Below are 20,056 nucleotides of genomic sequence, written 5' to 3' on the forward strand. Positions count from 1 at the left end.
TGGTACGGCATCAAGGGCGCTCGAAAGGGATGCATCCCAAAACGTTGCGCGCCCTTGCTGGAATGGCTCAGATCACGACATGCGAGCCAAGCTCGACCACGCGGTTGGTCGGCAGGCGGAAATAGTCGGAGGGGTCGGTGGCGAGGTTGGCGAGGCCGATAAAGAGGCGGTCCTGCCACATCGGCATGCCGGACTGGGCATCCGGAACGAGTTTGCGCCGGCCGAGATAGAACGATGTCGACATGATGTCGAACTTGTGCCCCGCCTTGCGCATCAGGCCGAGCGCGCTGGAAACGTTCTGCGTCTCCATGAAGCCGAAATGCATTTCGATGCGCGAGAAGCGTTCGGAGATTTTCTCGACCTTGAAGCGCTCGGCGCGCGCGACGCGCGGCGTGTTGGCGGTCTTGACCGTCAGAATGAAGTTCTGCTCGTGCAGCACGTGATTGTGCTTGATATTGTGCAGAAGCGCGGCGGGCGCGAAATCCGGATCGCTCGTCAAAAAGATCGCCGTGCCGGTGACCTGCACGGGCGCATGCGCGCTCTGCTTTTCCACCGACTTGATGAAGGCCGGCAGCGGCACTTCGATGCGCCGCGTCTTGTCGCGCAGGATGCGCGTGCCGCGCGTCCAGGTCCACATCAGGATGACAACCGCACCAGCGATCATGACCGGCACATAGCCGCCGTCATGCACCTTGAGCAGGTTTGCGCCGAGGAAGGTGAGTTCGAGCAGGAAAAGCGGCGTCAGGACCGCGACGGCCGCGAGCGGCTTCCAGCGCCAGCGCTTGCGCAGGAATTCGAAAGCCAGCACCGTCGTCACCACCATCGCGCCGGTCACGGAGATGCCATAGGCCGTCGCCAGCGATTCGGAAGAGCCGAAGATGAAGACGAGCAGCATCACGCCGAACAGCAGCACGGTGTTGACACCCGGCAGATAGATCTGGCCGGTCTGGGTTTCCGAGGTGTGATAGATTTCCATGCGCGGCAGGAAGCCGAGATGGATGGCCTGGCGCGTCAGCGAGAAGGCTCCGGTGATCACCGCCTGGCTGGCGATGACGGTTGCGAAGGTCGCGAGGATGACGACCGGCAGCAGCGCCCATTTCGGGAACATCAGGAAGAACGGGTTGGCGATCGTCTCGGGATGGGCAAGCACCAGCGCGCCCTGGCCCAGATAGTTGAGCGTCAGCGCCGGAAACACCAGACAGAACCACGCCCACTGGATCGGCCGGCGGCCGAAATGGCCAAGGTCCGCGTAGAGGGCTTCCGCCCCCGTCACTGTCAGGAAGACGGCGCCGAGCACGACGAGGCCGACAAAGCCCTCGTTGAGCATGAACACCACGGCGTAATACGGATTGAATGCCGCAAGAATGCCCAGATCGTCGCTGATGTGATTGAGGCCGGCGACGCCCATGACGATGAACCAGACGGCGGTAATCGGCCCGAAGAATTTCGAAACGGCGGCCGTTCCCCAGGACTGCACGGCAAACAGCGCGACGAGAATGACCACGGAGATGGGCACGACATAATCGCCGAGCGTCGGCGTCACCAGTTCCAGGCCCTCCACGGCCGAGAGAACCGAAAGCGCCGGCGTGATCATGGCATCGCCGATGAACAGTGCCGCACCGATGGCGCCCATGAAGAACAGGATATGGGCATGGTTGCCCGCCGTCTTCGAGAGCAGCGCCAGGAGCGAGAGCGTACCGCCCTCGCCGTGGTTGTCGGCGCGCAGCAGGAAGAGCACGTATTTGAGCGTGACGATGATCGTCAGCGTCCAGATCATCAGCGAAATGAGGCCGACGACCTCCACGCGCTGGATGCCGTCATGGGCGACCGGGCGCAGCGCTTCGCGGAAGGCGTAGAGCGGGCTGGTGCCGATATCGCCATAGACGACGCCGATCGAACCGAGGGAGAGCAGAAAAAGCGTGCGCGCCCGGCTTTGGGTGTGCGGTGCGCTACCGGCATGTGGTTGCATGGGGCGATCAGGCTCTAGAGCCAGCCTTTCCAGCGAAAGAAATAAAACGGAAGGATTGCCGACAGCACCATCCCCGCAAGCGTCAGCGGATAGGCATAGGCAATGTGCAATTCCGGCATGAACTCGAAATTCATGCCGTAGATGGAAGCGATCAGCGTCGGCGGCAGAAGCACCACCGAAGCGATCGAGAAAATCTTGATGATGGCGTTCTGCTCGAGGCTGATGAGGCCGAGCGAGGCATCCAGCAGGAAGGTGATGTTGCCGGCGACGAAATTGGCGTGCTCCAGCAGCGACTGCACGTCGCGCTGCACGGTGCGGCAGAGTTCGAGGCTCGCCCGGTCGGATTGCAGCGCCGGCAGCGCATGCAGGAAGGTCAGCATGCGCGAGAGCGACACGAGGCTGTCGCGCGCCTTGGCCAGCAGCCGGTGAAGGGCGGAGACCTGCACGACGCGGTCTTCGAGATAGCGTGGTGGACGGTGTGACAGATGCCGGTTTTCGCCGAACACTTCCAACGACAGCTTGTCGGCACGCGACACCGCGATCTCGAGGATTTCGGCGGTGCGGTCGGCGATGGTTTCGAGCAGCCGCGTGATCATGACGGTCGACGTGGAACAGCCGCCCGCGATGCGGGGCATCGCGCTCTTGAACAGGGCAAAAGAGCGCGGTTCGGCGTAACGCACCGTCAAAAGCTTGCCGGCCGCCAGGATGAAGCCGACATCGGTCAGGTGGGGCAGATCGCCCTCGGCCTTCACGACCAGCGAGGCGGTCATGTAGGTGGAGGCGCCGTCGGTATAGAGGCGGCTCGACGGTTCGATGTGCTTGAGTTCGTCGCGGGTCGGCACTTCTATGCCGAGCACGCGCTCGACAAGAAGTTCCTCCTCGCGCGTCGGCTCCAGAAGATCGACCCAGACGGCGCTGGCCAGCGCGACGGCGGCGGCAGAATCGGTCTCTGTGGGCAAGGCAAGCGCCTCGCCGTTGGGACGGAAAACCGTGATCACAGGCGAATGGCTCCGGAACGGACCATCGCTCACACTCCCTCGCGCAATCCGCGCGTGATTGGACGCCACCATCAGCGGTCGGCCGCGCATATTGCGCGGCGCAACATAAAAATCAAGTTACCAGCCGGAACGTCCCGGCACCGGAAAGGTTCGGCTATTCGAAGACGATGGCGGGCGCACCGCGGGCGCCCTTGCCCTGCACGGTTTCCAGCTCCTGCCAGACGCGGGTGGCGATCGCGCGATAGGTCTTGGCCGCCGCGCCCTCCGGATTGGAGACGACGACGGGCGTGCCGGCATCCGAGGTCTCGCGGATATCCATGGTCAGCGGCACCTCGCCGAGGAAGGGCACCCCGATGCGCTCGGCCTCCCTGCGCGCGCCGCCATGGCCGAAGATATCGTAGCGGTTGCCGGTGTCAGGCGCGATGAAATAGCTCATGTTCTCGACGATGCCGAGCACCGGCACCTCGACCTTGTTGAACATGTTGAGACCCTTGCGGGCATCGATGAGGGCGAGGTCCTGCGGCGTGGAGACGATGACGGCGCCGGCAAGCGGCACCTGCTGGGCCATGGTGAGCTGGGCATCGCCCGTGCCCGGCGGCATGTCGACGACGAGCACGTCGAGATCGCCCCAGGCGACCTCGCGCAGCATCTGCATCAGTGCCGACTGGATCATCGGCCCGCGCCAGATCATCGCCACCTCCTCGTCGACGAGGAAGCCCATCGACATGACCTTGATGCCGTAATTCTCCATCGGCTTGATGATGCGGCCTTCGATCTGCTGCGGCCGACCGGAAATCTTCAGGAGGCGCGGCATGGAGGGGCCGTAGATATCGGCGTCGAGAATGCCGACGCGCAGGCCGTTTGCCTTCAGCGCCAGCGCGAGATTGACCGAGGTCGTCGACTTGCCGACACCGCCCTTGCCCGAGGCGACCGCGATGATGGCGCCGACACCGGGAATGCCCGACTTGGCCCGCTGCTGCGGCTGGCCCGGCGCGGCATGACTGTGGCCAGCGTGATTGTGGCCGGCATGGCTGTGCTCGGCGGCACCGCGGCCTGGCGGTGGCGGTGCGGGCGCGCGGGCGGCGGCGGGGCCGGTGGCGGCGCGCTTGTCGGCCGTCAATGCCACCATGGCCGCTTTGATGCCGGGGATTTCCTTGACGACACGCTCTGCGGCGGCGCGCATGGGATCGAGCTCGCGGGCGCGCTCGGCCGGCACGGTGATCGAGAAATAGGCCTTGCCGTCGGAAATGAAGACGTCGGAAACCATGCCGAGATCGACGATGTTGCCGTCCATGTCAGGACCGCGCACCGTGCGCAGCCGTTCCAGCACCTGTTCCTTGCTTACGTCCGTCATGAAATCCTCATCAACCTGCCGCGGGATCGGCCCGCCGCCTTCGTAGATAGTGCACGAAAAGGCGGCAGCCAAACGAATTTACGGACGAAGGGCAGCGGCATCTTTGCCTGACGGCAAGAACCTAGGCGATCAGCCCGCGGCGGATCGCCTTCACCACGGCCTGGGTGCGGTTGACCGCCTCCAGCTTGCGGGTGACCTGGTTGAGATAGTGATTGACCGTGTGCTCGGAGAGGCCGAGGATTTCGGCGATTTCCAGGCTGGTCTTGCCCGCCGCGGTCCAGCTCAGGCACTGGATCTCGCGCTCGGTGAGCACCACCTGCCCCGACTTCCAGGCCGCACCGATTTCGGCCAGCCGGTTGAAGAGGTGTACGGAGATCATCTGCAACATCAGCCGGTCATCGCGGCTGAGCGCGGCATTGTCTCCACCCCAGACGATCGCGCCGCGATTGCCGAGCGCGTCGTGCACCGGAAAGAAGTGACCGACGAGCATGCCGTGATTGTTCATCACGTCGAGCAGCTCGGTGAAATCCGTCTGTTCCGACGATTCTCCAATCCATTCACGCATGTCGTAGGTGAACGGCACCGTCGTCAGCCGCAGTTTACGGATGCCGGCGCTGTGGCGCACCATGCGCAACGCATCGTATTTGCCGATGATTTCCTGCGGCCAGTTGCTGACGATGGAATAGGCCGAGAGCTTTTCCGCCTCGAAGCCGGGCAGCGTGAAGACAATAAAATATTTCAGACCATATTGTTCGCATTTGCGCCGCATATAGCGCACGATGTCGAACTGGGTCTCAAGGGCAGCGATCTCGCTGCCGTCGTCCTGGAGCTGGTTTTCACCGCCGCTCGTTTCATCCGTTGTCATTGTTCCCCGCATTTCTTTTGTCGCCTTGGGCATTTGGAGCGGGACCGTGCGCATTCCAGACTATCTCAAGGTGTTTTTTATGCATTAGTTCAAAAGACCGGCGCGGATCGCCTTGGCGACCGCCTGGACCCGGTTAACCGCATCGAGCTTGCGGGTCGCCCGGTTCAGATAGTGATTGACCGTATATTCCGAGAGGCCGAGGATTTCGGACATTTCCACGCTCGTCTTTCCGGCCGAGGCCCAGGACAGGCATTCGACCTCGCGGCGCGACAGCGAAACGTGCTGCCCCGCGGCGGCTTTCAGCTCGACGACTTCGGTAAAGATGAGGTTGGCCATGGCATTCAGCTCGGCCATTTCCCGTGGATTGAGCGCTTCACGCGTGCCGCCGAAGGCAAGGGCCCCGCGCAGGCCGGCGGAATTGTGCGCCGGGAAATAAGCGCCGCGCGTCATGCCGTGTTTCTCGAAAAGCGAGGCCGCAATCGCCGCCTTGCCATCGGTGCGGCGGCGGTTGGTGCCGTCAGCATCATAGGCGAAGGGATTGGTGCTCTGGCGCAGGCGCTCGATGACAGGGCTTCCGAAGATCAGACCGGCATGGTCATAGGTCTTCAGCATCTCGTCCGGCCAGGACGTCATCAGCACGTTCGAGGAAAAATCCGTCGAGGTTTCCGAGGGAACGTTGATCAGCAGGTAGCCGCGCAGGTCAAAGCGCTTGGCGAGACCATCAAGCTTTTCAGCAACATCGTCCTGCGAACCCATGGCCAAGGGGGCACGGCCCCAACGCGTCTGGGATTGCGCAGATATCGTATGGAATCGATCCGCCATGTCCAATCTTCCTTCAGCAACGCACGCAACCGCGCGGCAGACCCTGCCGGCACAATGCACTGCTTGCTTCAGGAACCCCCGTATCCCAATGCAAGTATGTTCGATGAACCGCGCTCAAGTTCGCGGCAAGCGACGCAACTTAGAAGCTGGTCGTCACGGAAGCTAATGGCGGCCCCCATCCACGTCCAGCGTGATTTTCTAATTTACCGTAAAATGGGGGCACAAGACAACCATGTGACCATTTACGGACCATTCACCACGACTTATCGTTGCGGGCCAAGCCGTGCCGCGAGTTCTCCCATGATGCTGCGGGCCGCTTCGCCGACCAGCGGCGCCCATGCCGCAAGCTGCTCCTCGCTGACGCGATAGGCCGGTCCCGTCACCGAAACGCCCGCCACGAGCGAACGGCTTTCGTCGAAAACCGGTGCGGCGACGCAGCGGATGCCCGGCTCGTGCTCCTCTCGGTCGAAGGCGATGCCGCTCTGCCTGATGCGGTCGAGTTCGGCGATGAAGGACGGCTGGTCGGTGATCGTGTGCGGGGTGAAGCGGCGGAATTCCATATCGGCGAGGATGGTGTCCAGCGCCCCGGCGTCGAGCGTGGAAAGGGCGGCCTTGCCCACTCCCGTGCAGAAGGCGGGCGAGGCATTGCCGATCTGCGAATTCATGCGCACCGCCTGACGGCTCTCCACCTTGTCGAGATAGATGATCTCCCGGCCGCGCAGCACGCCGAAATGCACGGTCTCGCCGGTCTGCCGGTGCAACGCCTCCAGAAAGGGCGCGGAGACGGCGCGGACCTCGTTGCGCGCCCAGCTTGCCGAGGCGAGCTTGAGCAGGCGCAGACCCGGCACATAGGCGTGGTCTGGGCGAAGCTCCAAGAGGCCCTCCTGCACGAGATGGGTAAGCTGGCGGTGCAGCGTACCGCGCGGCTGGCCGCTGACGGCGAGCACATCCGTGAAGCGCAACGGGCGATCCGACAGCGCCACCGTTTCGAGGATCGCCATGGCCTTGCCGAGCGTGCCCGTACCACCCTCGCCGTCCCGCTCCATTTCCATCGTGCCGCACCCCGCCTGTCTTGACTTGCGACAAAGCTAGCGGAATAATTCCGAATAATCAAACTCAGTTCCAAATATTGGAACAAATTTGGAGAAACCCATGGCCGGCCGTTATCCCGACCTTGTCGGACAGGGCGTGCTCATCACCGGCGGGGGCTCGGGCATCGGCGCGGCGCTGGTGGCCGGCTTTGCGGCGCAGGGCGCGCGCGTCGCCTTCCTCGACATCGCCGAGGCGGATAGCCGCGCGCTCGTTGCCAGCCTCGACGGCAAGGTCGTACAACGGCCCCATTATATAAGGGTGGATCTGCGCGATATCGCGGCACTGCGCGTGGCCATTGTCGAAGCGGTCGATGCGCTCGGCGGCCTGCGCGTCCTCGTCAACAACGCCGCGCGCGACGATCGGCACGATCTGGAGGCGGTCGAGCCCGATGACTGGGACGAGAACCAGTCGGTCAACCTCCGCCACCATTTCTTCGCCGCCCAGGCGGTCGCACCGCATATGCAAAAGGCCGGCGGTGGAGCGATCGTCAATTTCTCCTCCATCGCCTATCTGCTCAACATGGGCGAGCTTCCCGGCTATGCGGCGGCGAAGGCCGGCATCGTTGGCCTGACGAAGTCGCTCGCCGGCAAGCTCGGCCCGGACAAGATCCGCGTCAACGCCATCCTGCCCGGCATGGTGCTGACGGAGCGCCAGAAGCGCCTGTGGATCGACGAGGCCGACATTGCCGGCGGCATCGCCCGGCAATGCCTGAAGCGCTCGCTCATTGCCGACGATCTGGTCGGCCCCTGTCTTTTCCTGGCGTCGGATGCGTCCGCCGCCATCACCGCACAAACATTGATTGTCGATGGAGGCATGCTCTGATGACTGAACCCGCTTACGTCGCGGTGGACTGGGGAACGTCCAGCTTCCGCCTCTGGCTCATCGGCAAGGACGGCGGCGTGCTCGCCGAACGCCGCAGCGGCGAAGGCATGACGACCGCCGCCCGCACGGGGTTTGCAGAGGTGCTGAACAGCCACCTTTCTGCCATTGCCGCGCCGGCAGGTCTGCCCGTCCTGATCTGCGGCATGGCCGGTGCCAAGCAGGGCTGGGTCGAGGCCGGCTATCTCGATACGCCCGCCGCCCTTCTCGATATTCCGGCCGCCGCCGTGCGCATTCCCGGCGTCGAGGCCGATATCCGCATCCTGCCCGGCCTTGCCCAGCGCGATCCGGCGGCCCCGGACGTCATTCGCGGCGAGGAAACGCAGCTGCTCGGCGCCGCTGCGGAACTCGGCAATGGTGACCATCTCGTCTGCATGCCCGGCACGCATAGCAAATGGGTGCGCCTCTCGGGCGGCAGGGTCGAGGGCTTCTCGACCTTCATGACGGGCGAACTGTTCGACGCCATCGCGAAGAACACCATCCTCAGCCATTCGATTGCCGAGGCCGGTCCAGTCTCAGGCGGCAGCGATGCCTTCCGCGCCGCCGTCAGCCGTATGGTGAAAAACCCGGCACTGGCGACGAGCCAGCTGTTTTCGGTGCGGGCCGGTGCCCTGATATCAGGCCTTACGCCTGACGATGCGAAGGCCCGCCTCTCCGGCACCCTGATCGGGCTGGAGATCGCCGGCGCGCTGTCGCTCGTCGCCGAGGGCACGCCCGTGGCGCTCGTCGTTTCCGGCGGGCTTGGCGTGCTTTATGGTGAAGCCCTTGCCGCCGCCGGCCTTTCCCCCGTCGTCATCGATGCCGATACCGCCGTGCGAAACGGCCTTGCCGCTGGCGCCAAGGCGCTCTGGTCCCTCTAATTCCTCCCCACGAAAGCAGACAGATGAGCCGCATTCCCTTTCCCCCGATGAAATATCCGCTGATCGCCATCCTGCGCGGGCTGAAGCCGAGCGAGACCGAGGCCGTTGTCGGCGCGCTGATCGAGACCGGCTTTACCGCCATCGAAATCCCGCTCAATTCGCCCGAGCCGTTCAAATCCATCGAGATCGCCGCGAAGATGGCGCAGGAAGGCTGCCTGATCGGCGCCGGCACCGTGCTGACGGTGGAGGACGTGCTGAGGCTCGACGCCGTCGACGGCAAGCTGATGGTAAGCCCGAATGTCGAGCCCGACGTCATCGCGACGGCTGCCGCGAGGGGCATGGTGACGATGCCGGGCGTCTTCACGCCGACCGAGGCGCTCGCCGCCGCCCGCGCCGGCGCGACCGGCCTGAAATTCTTCCCCGCCAGCGTGCTCGGTCCGGCCGGCATCCAGGCCATCCGCGCCGTGCTGCCGGCAGAGCTGGAGATCGCGGCCGTCGGTGGCGTGTCGGAAAAGAATTTTGGCGATTATGCCGCCATCGGCATCCGCAGCTTCGGCCTCGGCTCCAGCCTCTACAAGGTCGGCATGGGTGCCGACGAGGTGCGGGCGCGGGCCAAGGCAACGATAGAAGCCTATGACGCCGTCTATGGAGCCAGCCGATGAGCGACAATCATTCCTTCACCGGCCGCATTCTCGACGCGGTCGATTGCCAGCTCGGCGAAGGCCCGACCTATGATCCGGCGACCGACACGGCGTTCTGGTTCGACATCAAGAGCCGGAAACTGCACGAACTGCATCTCTCCACCATGAAGAAGACCGTGCACGACCTGCCCTTCCTGGGCAGCGTGCTCGCCGTCATCGACGCGGAGCGCCAGCTCATCGTTTCCGATCAGGGCCTGTTCATCCGCAGTGTCTCGGATGGCACGCTGGCTCCCTTCGCAACGCTGGAGGACAAGGCCGAAAACCGATCGAACGACGGCCGCGTGCATCCCTCCGGTGCGCTTTGGGCCAGCACGATGGGCCGCACGGCGCAAAAGCATTCCGGCGCGATCTATCATGTGGCCGGCACGACGGTGACGAAGCTGTTTTCCGATATCACCATTCCCAACGGCATCTGCTTCTCGCCGGATGGCGGCACCGGCTATTTCGTCGATTCCGCTGTGAACAAGATCATGTGCGTGCCGCTCGATCCGAAAACCGGCCTCCCCTCAGGCGAACCCCAGGTGCTGGCCGATCAAAGCGGCGAGCCGGGCGACGTGGACGGCGCCGTCTGCGATGCCGACGGTCTCATCTGGAACGCCCGGTGGGGCCAGGGTGCGGTCGATGTCTATAAGCCCGACGGCACGAAGGTCGCGCGCTACAGCGTGCCGGCCTCGCAATCCAGCTGCCCTGCCTTCATCGGCGCGAAGGCGGATCGCCTGCTGGTCACCTCAGCCTGGGCGGACATGGATGAGGCGGCCCGCCTTGCCGACCCCAATGCCGGCCGGACCTTCGAGCTCGGCATCGCCGTCAAAGGCCGCTTCGAGCCGAAATTCTCGATCTGAGACATCGTCCAGTCAACTGAGTACGAGCCCCGCGGCTCCGGATTTATCGATCCGGAGCCGTCTTTTATGCATGACTTAAGTATCTGGACGATCAAAAAGAAGGCAATTTTTATCGGAACCAAACCGAGGGGTCGTCGTTTTCTAGACATCAGCGGGTGCGGACGGCCTTTCAATAACCGCCGCGCCTTGATGCCAACGAGAGACGAAAAGGCAGGTTCCAAATGACCAACAAGCTTCTTACTTCCGTTGCCGCCAGTGCGATTTTCCTCGGCGCGGCCCTTGCTCCCGCGGCCTATGCGCAGGACACCACCAAGCCCGCGGCCGACCAGACCCAGACCATGGAGCAGCAGCCGGGCCTGACCGGTGACGCCGCCACAGGCACCACTCCGGGCGACACCGCCGCCAACCCGTCCACGACGCCGACCGAAGACACGGCCCAGACGCCGGCAACGGGTACCGCTACGGAAGACACCGCCCAGGCTCCGGCCGCAGGTGGCGACTATCTGACAGCCCAGTCGGATGAGCAGATCAGCGCCAACACCTATATCGGCCAGTCTGTCTATAACAGCGGCGATGAAAGCATCGGCAAGATCTCCGACCTGATCATGGCCAAGACCGGCGGCGTTGACGCAGCCATCATCGGTGTCGGCGGCTTCCTGGGCATCGGTGAAAAGTGGGTCGCCGTTCCGTTCGAGAAGATCGCGATCACGCAGGTTCCGGACTCCGACGACGTCAAGCTGACGACCACGGAAACCGCCGAAAGCCTGCAGGCTGCGCCGGAATTCAAGACCAAGTCGCAGCAGGTCGCCGAACGCCAGGCCAACACCCCGGTCGATACCTCGACGACCTCGTCGACGACCACAACGGGCACGGCTCCGGCCACGACCCAGCCGGCTGAATAAGCGTCAGTCTTCTGACCTCCAGCCCGGTGGCGCTCCCTGCGCCACCGGGTTTTTCATGCTTCAATACCAGGCATCGGCCATCGCGGCCTTCTTGCGCTCCATATAGTCACACAGCGCTTCGTCGATCGCCACATCCAGCGGCGGGGCCTCATATTCAGCAAGTGTTTTCTTCCACTGGCGGTTGGCGCGTGTGGCGATGTCGGTCGAACCGCCCTCCTCGCTCCATTTCTCGAAGGGCTCGTTGTCGGAGAGCGTCGAATCCCAGAAGGCCGTCTGGTAGTTGCGCATCGTATGATCGCAGCCGAGGAAATGGCTGCCGGGGCCGACCTGCAGGAAGGCATCCATGGCCAACGTGTTGTCATCGACGACGACGCCGGCGAGATAGGAATGCAGCGCGCCGCAAAGATCGGCATCCATCACGAATTTCTCGTAGGACATGGCCAGCAGGCCATCGAGGAAGCCTGCGGAATGCAGGATGAAATTCGCGCCGCAATGCACGGCTGACAGCATGGACATCAGCCCTTCCTGCATGGCCTGCCCATCCGGCAGCTTCGAATTGGAGAAATTGCCGGCGCAACGCAGTGGCAGGTTCAGGCGGCGGGCCAGCTGTCCGACGACCATGGACCCGATCGCCGGTTCCGGCGTGCCGAAGGTCGGCGAGCCCGAGCGCAGCGACATGGAGGAGAGGAAGTTGCCGAAGATGACCGGCGCGCCCTTGCGCTCCAGCTGGGTCAGCGCACAGCCGGCCAGCGTTTCGGCGAAGGACTGGGCGATCGCGCCGGCATTCGTCACCGGCCCCATCGCGCCGCCGAGAATGAAGGGCACGATAACGGCCGCCTGGTTGGCGCGGGCATAGGCCCGCAGCGACTTGGTCATGGTGCCGTCCCAGACGAGCGGCGAGTTGACGTTGACATTGCCGAGGATGACGCAATTCTTGTCGACGAAATCCGCGCCGAACAGGATGCGCGCCATATCGATGGAATCCTCGGCGCGATCCTCCGCCGTGATCGAGCCCATGAAGGCGCGGTCGGAATATTTCATATGGCTGTAAACCATATCGAGGTGGCGCTTGTTGACGGGAATGTCCACCGGCTCGCAGATCGTGCCGCCGGAATGATGCAGCCAGGGGCTCGACTGGGCGAGCTTGATGAAGTTCCTGAAATCCTCCAGCGTTCCGTAGCGCCGGCCTTTGTCGAGATCCATCACGAAGGGCGAGCCATAGGCCGGCGAGAACACGACGTTCCGACCGCCGATCTGCACGTTGTTGGCGGGGTTGCGGGCGTGCTGGGTGAACTCGGCCGGAGCGGTGGAGACGATCTCGCGCAGCATGCCAGGCTCGAAGCGCACCAGGAGCCCGTCCACCTTGGCGCCGGCCCGTTTCCAGTGGTCGATGACAGCAGGGTCGTCGCGAAACTCGATGCCGACTTCGGCGAGGATGCGATCCGCCGCACGCTCGACCTTCTGAAGATTCTCCTCCGACAGCACGTCATAGGTCGGGATGCCGCGCACGATATAGGGCACGCCCAGCGGCTTTGCGGCATTGTCGCGCCGCGTGCCCCTGCCCCGCCGTGCCGGCGCTTCGATCGTTGCTGCTACACCCATGATCACCTCCATAATTGGAAGTGAGGCTAGGCTTGAAAAAGAGTGCTGTAACGCTGGAAAAAATTGTTCGACACGATAAGCTTGATTTATGGAAACCCTGCGCCGCCTGCTCCCCTCCGCCTCCAGCCTCATTATCTTCGAGGCTGCCGGGCGGCACCAGAATTTCACCCGCGCCGCCAACGAACTCGGCATGACGCAGGCGGCCGTCTCCTATGCAGTGCGCAATCTGGAGGAACAGCTGGGCGTGGCGCTCTTCCACCGCATCCACCGCGCCGTGGAACTGACCGATGCCGGCGAGCGCTTCCATGCCGATGTGACGCTCGGCCTGTCGCGCATCCAGAAATCGGCAGAGGATATACGGGCCAAGGGACGCGAGGCCAATGTGACGCTTTCTGCCTCGACCGCCTTCGCCTCGATGTGGATGCTGCCAAGGCTTGCGAAGTTGCGCACCGACCTGCCGGATATCGACCTCAGAATCCAGACCAGCGTGCGCGACCTCGATCTCGACGAAGAGACGATCCCGCTCGGCATTCGCGGCGGCGATCCAGCGAAGTGGCCGCGCTACCATGCAGCACTGCTGGCACCGGAGGTGATCACGGCGGTGGCAAGCCCCGCTTTCGTGGAAAGCCGCGGGCATCCGAAGACGCCGGAGGAGCTTTTGAAACTGCCGCTTATCCATCTGGAAGAGCCAGTGCGGGCGGCCTGCAACTGGCCGGAGTGGTTCGCGAGCGCCGGTGTGCGGTATCCCGCGCAGGCGCGGCGGCTCGCCATCAACGATTATGTGCTGGTCATCCAGGCCGTGCTGGCGGGCGAAGGTGTGGCGCTCGGCTGGCGCCACCTCATCGAGGGACAAGTGCGCTCCGGCGCCCTCGTTCCCGTCGGCGGCCATTCGCTGGAACTCGCCGAAGGTTTCTACGTGGTCTGGCCGCGCTCGCGCGAGCTCAACGGACCGGCGCGGCGCGTGCGCGACTGGCTGGTCGAGGAAGGGCGGCTGAGCCGGGAGACCTCCCTGTAACGCCTACCTTCTCAACACCGGCTTCACCTCTTCGTGGAAGAAGCGGAAATAGGAGGTGATCTGCGCCAGCGCGTTGGTCGACAGCTTGTACTGGATGCCGAGGCGGCCGTTGGAATACCAGCGCACCGTGCCGCTGAGGCGGCCGAGTTCCTCGCTCTCGATCGTCACCATCTGGCCGGGCATGGCCTGGAGCGGCTTTTCCAGATCGAAGGCCATGCCGGTCGGCGAGAGATCGACAACGCGCGCCCGCGACGACTGGTGCATGACCTGGACATTGGCAAAAATGCGAACCCTGGAACGATCGTTGCCCCTGACGGGCATGTCCTTGATGGTCGCCATCCCTGTTAACCCCCAATTGTTCTTTCTGCTGGGAGCATAACCTTGAGCATTTGCCGTCCCGCTAAACCGGACGGTACAATTTTAAGGAATTGACATATTTAGGCACGCCTCAAGCCGAGGCGGCGCGGCCTTCGACCGTCACATAGCGGTCGGCGAGGTAACGCATGGTGGCGACGGCATCCGCCGGCTTGCCGTAGAAATAGCCCTGCCCCATGCCGCAGCCGAGCGCCTTGAGCTTCAGCGCCTCGGAGAAATCCTCTATGCCTTCGGCGACGACGGCAAGGTCGAGGCCTTCGCACATGGCGACGATCGCCTTGATGATGTGCTCGGAGGCCTTGTCGTTGGAGATGCGCGAAACGAAAGCGCGGTCGATCTTGACCTTGTCGAAGGTGAAATCGCGCAGACGCCCGAGGCTCGACTGGCCGGTGCCGAAATCGTCGAGCGAGATGCGCACGCCGGCGGCGCGCAGTTCGCCGACGATCTTCTGGGCCGTGTCGGCATCCGTCATGACGGCGGTTTCAGTGATCTCCAGCTCCAGCCGGCGCGGATCGAGCCCGACGCGATTGAGGATGGCGAGCGTGTTGAACGCCGTCTTCGGATCCATCAGCTGGGCGGAGGAGAGGTTGAAGGAGAGGAACAGCTCCTTCGGCCAGGACAAGGCGGCTTCGGCCGCTTTGCGCAGCAGCGTATCGGACAAGGCGTCGATGAAGCCGCGCTCTTCGGCGAGCGGCACGAAGACGGCCGGCGAGACATAGCCGAGATCGGCATCGCACCAGCGCGCCAAGGCCTCGAAACCGACGACCGTGTCGTCGCGCAGGCTGACGATCGGCTGGAAATGCACGTCCACCTCATTGGCGATGATGGCATTGCGCAGCGCCTGCTCGAGCTGCGTCGCGCGCTTCATCTCTTGGGCGATTTCCTGCGAATAGACGGTGATCTGGCCGCGGCCGCGGCGCTTGGAACGGTAGAGCGCGGTGTCGGCGCTCTTCAGAAGTTCCGTGAAATCCTCGCCCGCGAAGGGATAGATGGCAAAGCCGAAGGAGGCCGAGAGGCGCACATTGCGGTCGCCGAGATCAAACGGGGCGGACAGCACCTCGCGCAGCATCTGGCCGATCTTCTCCGTACCCTTGCGCTCGAAGACCAGCGGCAGCACGAAGGCGAACTCGTCGCCGCCATGACGCGTGACGGTGGCGCCGTCGGGAATGCAGGCCTTCAGGCGATGGGCGACCTGGCAGAGGATTTCGTCCCCGGCGCGGGGGCCGAAAAGATCGTTGATGGGCTTGAAACCGTCGAGATTGGCGATGCCGATGGCGAAGGGTGCGGGATCCTCCTCGCGCTCCTTGGCGATCTGGCGAACCTTGTCACGCAGGCGGTAGAGGTTGCCAAGCCCGGTCAACGGGTCGGTATAGGCCATGGCATGGAGGTCAGTCTGGGAAACATCCAGTGCCGCATGGTCAGCAGACTTCATCAATGATTTCCCGTACTTGCACTCAACCTCCGAAGACCGCTTCACGATGCGCCATGTCTGTTAACAAAAACATAGCAAGCGATCGTCAGTCCTGCCCACCGGCCTCCCCAAATCTGGGGAGTTGACCCGATATCCTCACCCTAAAGCGTCTCGCTTTCGTGGGACTTGCCTTGAGCATTTCCGCATTGTCCGACGCCGAAGCGATCCCGCTTCGGCTGGAAATGCTCTACGCGACGGACTTCTCCAGCTTCCCGGCGGCATAGCGCCGATAAATCGCCTCGATCATATCCGGGCTCACCGGCTTGGTGATGTAGTCGTCCATGCCGGCATCCATGCAGTTCTGCATGTCGACATTGAGCGCCTGGGCGGTGACGGCGACGATGGGCGTATGGGTTCCGGTGAGCTCCTCCGCTTGCCGGATTTCCCTGGCCGCATCGATGCCGTTCATCACGGGCATGGAGATGTCCATCAGGACGAGGCGGGGTTGATGTTTGCGCCAGAGCATCACCGCCTCCTCGCCATTCTCGGCGATGCGGTGCGAGATGCCGAGGCCTTCGAGGATCTGCGAGAAGACGAACTGGTTGATCTGGTTGTCCTCGGCCACCAGCACATCGACATCGCCGACGGCGGCGGGCAGCATGGCGGTGATATCGGTCGCGATATACCAGTCGTCGGAGAACGAGACGGGGGTGACGATATCGCCGAGCGGTGAATCGTTTTCCGACAGCAGTTCGTGTTCCTCGACGAGCACGCGCATGAAATCCGGACCGATGCCATCGGGCGTGATCAGCCGCGTGGCGATGCCACGGCCGTTGCCGGCCATCGCCTCGTGATCCGGCATGTTGTCGTCGAGGATGATGAGGTCGATTGCAAGATCGTGCTGTGTGGCAAGCGCCAGGAAACTGTCGAACTCATGGCGGCTGCGCACCGCGCAGCAATCGCCGCCGCGCGCCTTGAACTCGCCGACCAGAATCTCTTCGATGCGGGTATTGGGCGTGGCGACGAGCACACGCTTGCCGGACACGCCGCGCAGATCCTCCGCACCGAGCTGTTCCAGCAGCAGACGGCGTTCGGCATCGCGCACCGGATCGAAGCAGTTCTGCCCCTCGACAAAACCGCCCGCCACGCGCAGGAAAGCATCCTCGCCGTCGGACACGGCGCTGCCGCCGGCGACAAGCGCCGTCACGTCGTCCATGATCGTCACGACGACATGATGGCCCGGCGCGCCGATGCGGTGCTTGCGGGTCAGGATGTAGAGATCGGAGCCATCGGCGCGGATGACGTGCTCGGGCAGCACGGATGGTTCGCCGGTCTCCAGCACATGCCGGTCGCTGCGCTCGATGCGCTCGGCATTTTCCGCGTCCGCCAGGTCCCAGACCGTGCGGCCGAGGATACCCTCGGGCGTGGCGTTGTAGATGGTGCAGAAGGCCTTGTTGGCGGCGATATAGGCGAGGTTGCGATCCTTGACGATGACAGGCGACGGCAGCGTCTCGAGGATCGCCTCGGTCAGCGCGATGCGGTCGAGATCGGAGCGCCACTGCTCCTCCTGCTTCTTCTGTTCGGAGACATCGACCAGCGTGGTGACGTTATAGCCGTTCGGCAGGCGGCGCTTGCGGAAATGCAGCCAGCGGTCGCGGCTTAGCCGTTCGACCGCATCATATTGTTCGCGCCAGTGCACGGAAATCTGTGCGGAGATCCACTCCTCGCGGTTGACGGCCTTGTGGCGTTGTTCCGGAGGAATGCCGTAGCGAACACCGGTATCGAAAATCGCGCCGAGCACGTCGCGCAGGCGCGAGCCGGGCTTCAGCGTATCGGCATGGATCGGGAAGTAGCGCAGGACCTGGCGGCTGGCGAAAACGAGGCAATCGTTCTTGTCATAGACGATCACGGCGGCGGCGAGGATATCGCACGCGGCCTCAAACATTCCCAGCCGGATGTGCGCGTCGGATGACGCTACATCATTCATGTGGCAGTCCTCGCCTGTCTGGCATTCCCATGAAACATGCTGAACGGCGCGCAAACGCCTTGGGACATCGGGAATGACAGCGGCCAGCGACGCTGAAATCGTCCACCGGGGAACCCCGGCAAGCTTGCGGTCATACAAGCGCACGAGCACGTTCGCAGCATTTTATTAAAGCCTGATTAAACGATTTCAGCCGGTTATGAGGGATGAGCCGGGATAAGCGGCGGCGGCCACTGGCGGGACGGCCGAGAATCCGCGAAAATAGCGCCATGACCATCAGGCAGCTTTCCGAAACCCTCATCAACCAGATCGCCGCCGGCGAAGTGATCGAACGCCCGGCGAGTGCCGCCAAAGAGCTGATCGAGAACGCGCTGGATGCCGGGGCGACGCGCATCGAGATCGCGACCGCGGGCGGCGGCAAGACGCTGTTGCGCGTCACCGACAATGGCGGCGGCATGGGCCCGGCCGATCTCGAACTGGCGATCCGCCGGCACTGCACGTCCAAGCTCGACAAGGATCTCACCGACATCCGCACCCTGGGTTTCCGCGGCGAGGCCCTGCCCTCGATCGGCTCGGTGGCGCGGCTTACGCTCTTGAGCCGCACGGCCGAGGCCGGCGAAGGGGCCGAGATCAGCGTGACCGGCGGCAAGGTGGAGCCGGTGCGCCCGGCCGCCGCCAACCGGGGCACCGTGGTGGAGGTGCGCGACCTGTTCTTCGCGACGCCCGCGCGCCTGAAATTCCTGAAGAGCGAGAAGGCCGAGGCATCGGCGATCTCGGACGTGGTGCGGCGCATGGCGATCGCCTTCCCGCATGTGCGCTTCGTTCTTTCCGGCTCCGACCGCACGACGCTGGAATTCCCGGCGACCGGAACGGACCGGCTTGCCCGAATCGCGCAGGTGCTCGGCCGCGATTTCCGCGACAATGCCATCGAGATCGAGGCCGAGCGCGAAGGCGTGCGGCTGACCGGTTTTGCCGGCGTGCCGACCTTCAACCGCGGCAACAGCCTCAACCAGTTCGCCTTCGTCAACGGACGGCCGGTGCAGGACAAGCTGATCTGGTCGGCGCTGCGCGCCGCCTATGCCGAGACCATTCCGCACGGGCGCTACCCCGTCGCGGTGCTCGCCATCGACATCGATCCGGCGCTGGTCGACGTCAACGTGCATCCGGCGAAATCGGACGTGCGCTTCCGTGATCCCGGCCTCGTGCGCGGCCTGATCATCGGTGCGATCCGCGAGGCGCTCGCCCGCGAAGGCGACCGGGCCTCCACGACGGGGGCAAGCGGCCTGATGCGCGCCTTCCGGCCGGAAGCGCAGCGGCCCACCGCGCCCTGGACCCCGTCCGCCTCGCCCTACCGGCCTTTCGAGGCCGCCACGGCGTCGGCAGCCCCTTTCCGCGAGCGGCAGGCGGGTTTCGCCGAGTTTGCCAGCCCATCGGCACGCAGCGAGCCGGTCTTCACGCCCGCCGGCGCGCGTGAAGAAGAGCCGCCGCAGAACCATCCGCTCGGGGCGGCACGCGCGCAGTTGCACGAGAACTACATCATTGCGCAAACCGAAAACGGGCTCGTCATCGTCGACCAGCATGCCGCGCATGAACGCCTCGTCTTCGAAGCGATGCGCAACGCGCTGCATGCGCGCGCCGTGCCGGCCCAGGCCCTGCTGATCCCCGAGATCGTCGATCTCCCGGAGGACGATTGCGACCGGCTCGTCGCCCATGCCGACGAATTCGCCAAGCTCGGGCTCGGCATCGAGCGGTTTGGGCCGGGGGCGATTGCGGTGCGCGAGACGCCGGCCATGCTGGGCGAGATGGATGCCGCCGGCCTCATCCGCCAGCTGGCCGACGAGCTTGCCGAATGGGATACGGCAAGCGGGCTAAAGGCCAAGCTCGAATACCTCGCCGCCACAATGGCTTGCCACGGCTCGGTGCGCTCCGGCCGGCGCATGCGGCCGGAGGAGATGAACGCGCTGTTGCGCCAGATGGAGGCGACGCCCGGCTCCGGCCAGTGCAACCACGGCCGGCCGACCTATATCGAGCTCAAGCTTTCCGACATTGAACGGCTGTTCGGCCGAAGCTGAACCGGAAAGCACTGGAATTTTGGCCTTCGCCACGATATGGCATAGGCATCACATGAGACGGATACTGAAATCGATGATGAACCGTTTTGAAGGCCGCGGCGGCAGCCGGGAAGCGAAAATCCGCTATCTCGACGGCGATTTCCAGATCCTGATGCCGGGCTCGCATGTCACCTGCGCCATGACCGGCGAGACGATCCCCGTCGACGAGCTGCGCTACTGGAGCGTGGCGCGGCAGGAAGCCTATGCCAGCTGCGCGGCCTCGCTGGACGCTGAACAGCGCGCCGGCGCGCTGCCGAACCAGAAGCGCTAAGCC

At 64.1% G+C, this 20,056-nt stretch carries 18 protein-coding genes; 8 read left to right on the plus strand and 10 right to left on the minus strand.

Annotation, left to right across the window (positions count from 1 at the left end):
* Positions 1–67: 67 nt before the first annotated feature.
* The 6 genes from ACOZK4_RS10375 to ACOZK4_RS10400 all read right to left on the minus strand — a co-directional run bounded on the left by ACOZK4_RS10375 (position 68) and on the right by ACOZK4_RS10400 (position 7,054).
* On the minus strand, positions 68–1,969 hold the full coding sequence (locus ACOZK4_RS10375) for a potassium transporter Kup (RefSeq protein ID WP_313532391.1): 1,902 nt from the start codon (positions 1,967–1,969) through the stop codon (positions 68–70).
* 14 nt (positions 1,970–1,983) lie between these two features.
* Positions 1,984–2,967: a magnesium transporter CorA family protein gene (locus ACOZK4_RS10380; protein ID WP_313532390.1), complete on the minus strand. Its 984-nt coding sequence runs from the start codon at positions 2,965–2,967 to the stop codon at positions 1,984–1,986.
* Positions 2,968–3,121: 154 nt separating this feature from the next.
* Entirely contained in the window at positions 3,122–4,321 is a 1,200-nt protein-coding gene (locus tag ACOZK4_RS10385; RefSeq protein WP_421591825.1) for an Mrp/NBP35 family ATP-binding protein, read from the minus strand.
* 121 nt (positions 4,322–4,442) lie between these two features.
* The gene (locus ACOZK4_RS10390) at positions 4,443–5,186 is read right to left on the minus strand and encodes a helix-turn-helix transcriptional regulator (RefSeq protein ID WP_421591826.1); all 744 of its coding nucleotides are present in this window, start codon (positions 5,184–5,186) and stop codon (positions 4,443–4,445) included.
* Between the two features lie 84 nt (positions 5,187–5,270).
* Positions 5,271–6,008, minus strand: coding sequence for a LuxR family transcriptional regulator (locus tag ACOZK4_RS10395; RefSeq protein WP_313531896.1), 738 nt, complete (start codon positions 6,006–6,008; stop codon positions 5,271–5,273).
* Between the two features lie 263 nt (positions 6,009–6,271).
* Positions 6,272–7,054, minus strand: coding sequence for an IclR family transcriptional regulator (locus tag ACOZK4_RS10400; protein ID WP_421591904.1), 783 nt, complete (start codon positions 7,052–7,054; stop codon positions 6,272–6,274).
* Between the two features lie 106 nt (positions 7,055–7,160).
* Here ACOZK4_RS10400 and ACOZK4_RS10405 point away from each other — a divergent pair, with 106 nt between their 5' ends.
* From ACOZK4_RS10405 to ACOZK4_RS10425, 5 genes are all read left to right on the plus strand, one after another.
* Entirely contained in the window at positions 7,161–7,922 is a 762-nt protein-coding gene (locus ACOZK4_RS10405; protein WP_421591827.1) for an SDR family NAD(P)-dependent oxidoreductase, read from the plus strand.
* Complete coding sequence (locus ACOZK4_RS10410) at positions 7,922–8,839, plus strand: 2-dehydro-3-deoxygalactonokinase (protein WP_421591828.1); 918 nt, start codon at positions 7,922–7,924, stop codon at positions 8,837–8,839. Before ACOZK4_RS10405 ends, ACOZK4_RS10410 begins: the two co-directional genes overlap by 1 nt.
* Before the next feature lie 23 nt (positions 8,840–8,862).
* Positions 8,863–9,501, plus strand: a complete 639-nt coding sequence (locus tag ACOZK4_RS10415; RefSeq protein WP_421591829.1) for a 2-dehydro-3-deoxy-6-phosphogalactonate aldolase — start codon at positions 8,863–8,865, stop codon at positions 9,499–9,501.
* The gene (locus tag ACOZK4_RS10420) at positions 9,498–10,382 is read left to right on the plus strand and encodes an SMP-30/gluconolactonase/LRE family protein (protein WP_421591830.1); all 885 of its coding nucleotides are present in this window, start codon (positions 9,498–9,500) and stop codon (positions 10,380–10,382) included. Before ACOZK4_RS10415 ends, ACOZK4_RS10420 begins: the two co-directional genes overlap by 4 nt.
* A 221-nt stretch (positions 10,383–10,603) precedes the next feature.
* Complete coding sequence (locus ACOZK4_RS10425; RefSeq protein WP_421591831.1) at positions 10,604–11,284, plus strand: PRC-barrel domain-containing protein; 681 nt, start codon at positions 10,604–10,606, stop codon at positions 11,282–11,284.
* A 60-nt stretch (positions 11,285–11,344) separates the two neighbouring features.
* Here the strand turns inward: ACOZK4_RS10425 and ACOZK4_RS10430 are convergent, their stop codons facing one another.
* A complete protein-coding gene (locus ACOZK4_RS10430) occupies positions 11,345–12,886 on the minus strand; it encodes a trimethylamine methyltransferase family protein (RefSeq protein ID WP_421591832.1) in 1,542 nt (513 codons plus the stop codon).
* An 88-nt stretch (positions 12,887–12,974) separates the two neighbouring features.
* Here ACOZK4_RS10430 and ACOZK4_RS10435 point away from each other — a divergent pair, with 88 nt between their 5' ends.
* A complete protein-coding gene (locus ACOZK4_RS10435; protein WP_421591833.1) occupies positions 12,975–13,901 on the plus strand; it encodes a LysR substrate-binding domain-containing protein in 927 nt (308 codons plus the stop codon).
* 3 nt (positions 13,902–13,904) lie between these two features.
* On the opposite strand, the gene ACOZK4_RS10440 is transcribed toward ACOZK4_RS10435, so the two are convergent.
* The 3 genes from ACOZK4_RS10440 to ACOZK4_RS10450 all read right to left on the minus strand — a co-directional run bounded on the left by ACOZK4_RS10440 (position 13,905) and on the right by ACOZK4_RS10450 (position 17,674).
* Positions 13,905–14,240: a PilZ domain-containing protein gene (locus tag ACOZK4_RS10440; protein ID WP_117368619.1), complete on the minus strand. Its 336-nt coding sequence runs from the start codon at positions 14,238–14,240 to the stop codon at positions 13,905–13,907.
* Between the two features lie 109 nt (positions 14,241–14,349).
* Positions 14,350–15,708 carry a putative bifunctional diguanylate cyclase/phosphodiesterase gene (locus ACOZK4_RS10445; RefSeq protein ID WP_421591834.1) on the minus strand — a complete coding sequence of 453 codons (1,359 nt, stop codon included), beginning with the start codon at positions 15,706–15,708 and terminating at the stop codon, positions 14,350–14,352.
* A gap of 226 nt (positions 15,709–15,934) precedes the next feature.
* Positions 15,935–17,674: a response regulator gene (locus ACOZK4_RS10450; RefSeq protein WP_421591835.1), complete on the minus strand. Its 1,740-nt coding sequence runs from the start codon at positions 17,672–17,674 to the stop codon at positions 15,935–15,937.
* 266 nt (positions 17,675–17,940) lie between these two features.
* Between ACOZK4_RS10450 and mutL the strand changes: the two genes are divergently transcribed.
* Together mutL and ACOZK4_RS10460 are read left to right on the plus strand one after the other, a co-directional pair.
* Positions 17,941–19,743: a DNA mismatch repair endonuclease MutL gene (gene mutL, locus ACOZK4_RS10455; RefSeq protein WP_421591836.1), complete on the plus strand. Its 1,803-nt coding sequence runs from the start codon at positions 17,941–17,943 to the stop codon at positions 19,741–19,743.
* Positions 19,744–19,816: 73 nt separating this feature from the next.
* A complete protein-coding gene (locus ACOZK4_RS10460) occupies positions 19,817–20,053 on the plus strand; it encodes a DUF2093 domain-containing protein (protein ID WP_421591837.1) in 237 nt (78 codons plus the stop codon).
* Positions 20,054–20,056: the final 3 nt, after the last annotated feature.

This window comes from Shinella sp. M27 (genome assembly GCF_049199905.1).
In the GTDB taxonomy this organism is placed as follows: domain Bacteria; phylum Pseudomonadota; class Alphaproteobacteria; order Rhizobiales; family Rhizobiaceae; genus Shinella.

Coding starts and splice junctions, on each gene's coding strand:
- ACOZK4_RS10420 (WP_421591830.1), top strand. CDS start 9,498: ATGAGCGACAATCATTCCTTCACCGGCCGCATTCTCGACGCGGTCGAT.
- ACOZK4_RS10435 (WP_421591833.1), top strand. CDS start 12,975: ATGGAAACCCTGCGCCGCCTGCTCCCCTCCGCCTCCAGCCTCATTATC.
- ACOZK4_RS10390 (WP_421591826.1), bottom strand. CDS start 5,186: ATGACAACGGATGAAACGAGCGGCGGTGAAAACCAGCTCCAGGACGAC.
- ACOZK4_RS10385 (WP_421591825.1), bottom strand. CDS start 4,321: ATGACGGACGTAAGCAAGGAACAGGTGCTGGAACGGCTGCGCACGGTG.
- ACOZK4_RS10445 (WP_421591834.1), bottom strand. CDS start 15,708: ATGAAGTCTGCTGACCATGCGGCACTGGATGTTTCCCAGACTGACCTC.
- ACOZK4_RS10410 (WP_421591828.1), top strand. CDS start 7,922: ATGACTGAACCCGCTTACGTCGCGGTGGACTGGGGAACGTCCAGCTTC.
- ACOZK4_RS10450 (WP_421591835.1), bottom strand. CDS start 17,674: ATGAATGATGTAGCGTCATCCGACGCGCACATCCGGCTGGGAATGTTT.
- ACOZK4_RS10440 (WP_117368619.1), bottom strand. CDS start 14,240: ATGGCGACCATCAAGGACATGCCCGTCAGGGGCAACGATCGTTCCAGG.
- ACOZK4_RS10430 (WP_421591832.1), bottom strand. CDS start 12,886: ATGGGTGTAGCAGCAACGATCGAAGCGCCGGCACGGCGGGGCAGGGGC.
- ACOZK4_RS10400 (WP_421591904.1), bottom strand. CDS start 7,054: ATGGAGCGGGACGGCGAGGGTGGTACGGGCACGCTCGGCAAGGCCATG.
- ACOZK4_RS10415 (WP_421591829.1), top strand. CDS start 8,863: ATGAGCCGCATTCCCTTTCCCCCGATGAAATATCCGCTGATCGCCATC.
- ACOZK4_RS10405 (WP_421591827.1), top strand. CDS start 7,161: ATGGCCGGCCGTTATCCCGACCTTGTCGGACAGGGCGTGCTCATCACC.
- ACOZK4_RS10375 (WP_313532391.1), bottom strand. CDS start 1,969: ATGCAACCACATGCCGGTAGCGCACCGCACACCCAAAGCCGGGCGCGC.
- ACOZK4_RS10425 (WP_421591831.1), top strand. CDS start 10,604: ATGACCAACAAGCTTCTTACTTCCGTTGCCGCCAGTGCGATTTTCCTC.
- ACOZK4_RS10460 (WP_421591837.1), top strand. CDS start 19,817: ATGATGAACCGTTTTGAAGGCCGCGGCGGCAGCCGGGAAGCGAAAATC.
- mutL (WP_421591836.1), top strand. CDS start 17,941: ATGACCATCAGGCAGCTTTCCGAAACCCTCATCAACCAGATCGCCGCC.
- ACOZK4_RS10395 (WP_313531896.1), bottom strand. CDS start 6,008: ATGGCGGATCGATTCCATACGATATCTGCGCAATCCCAGACGCGTTGG.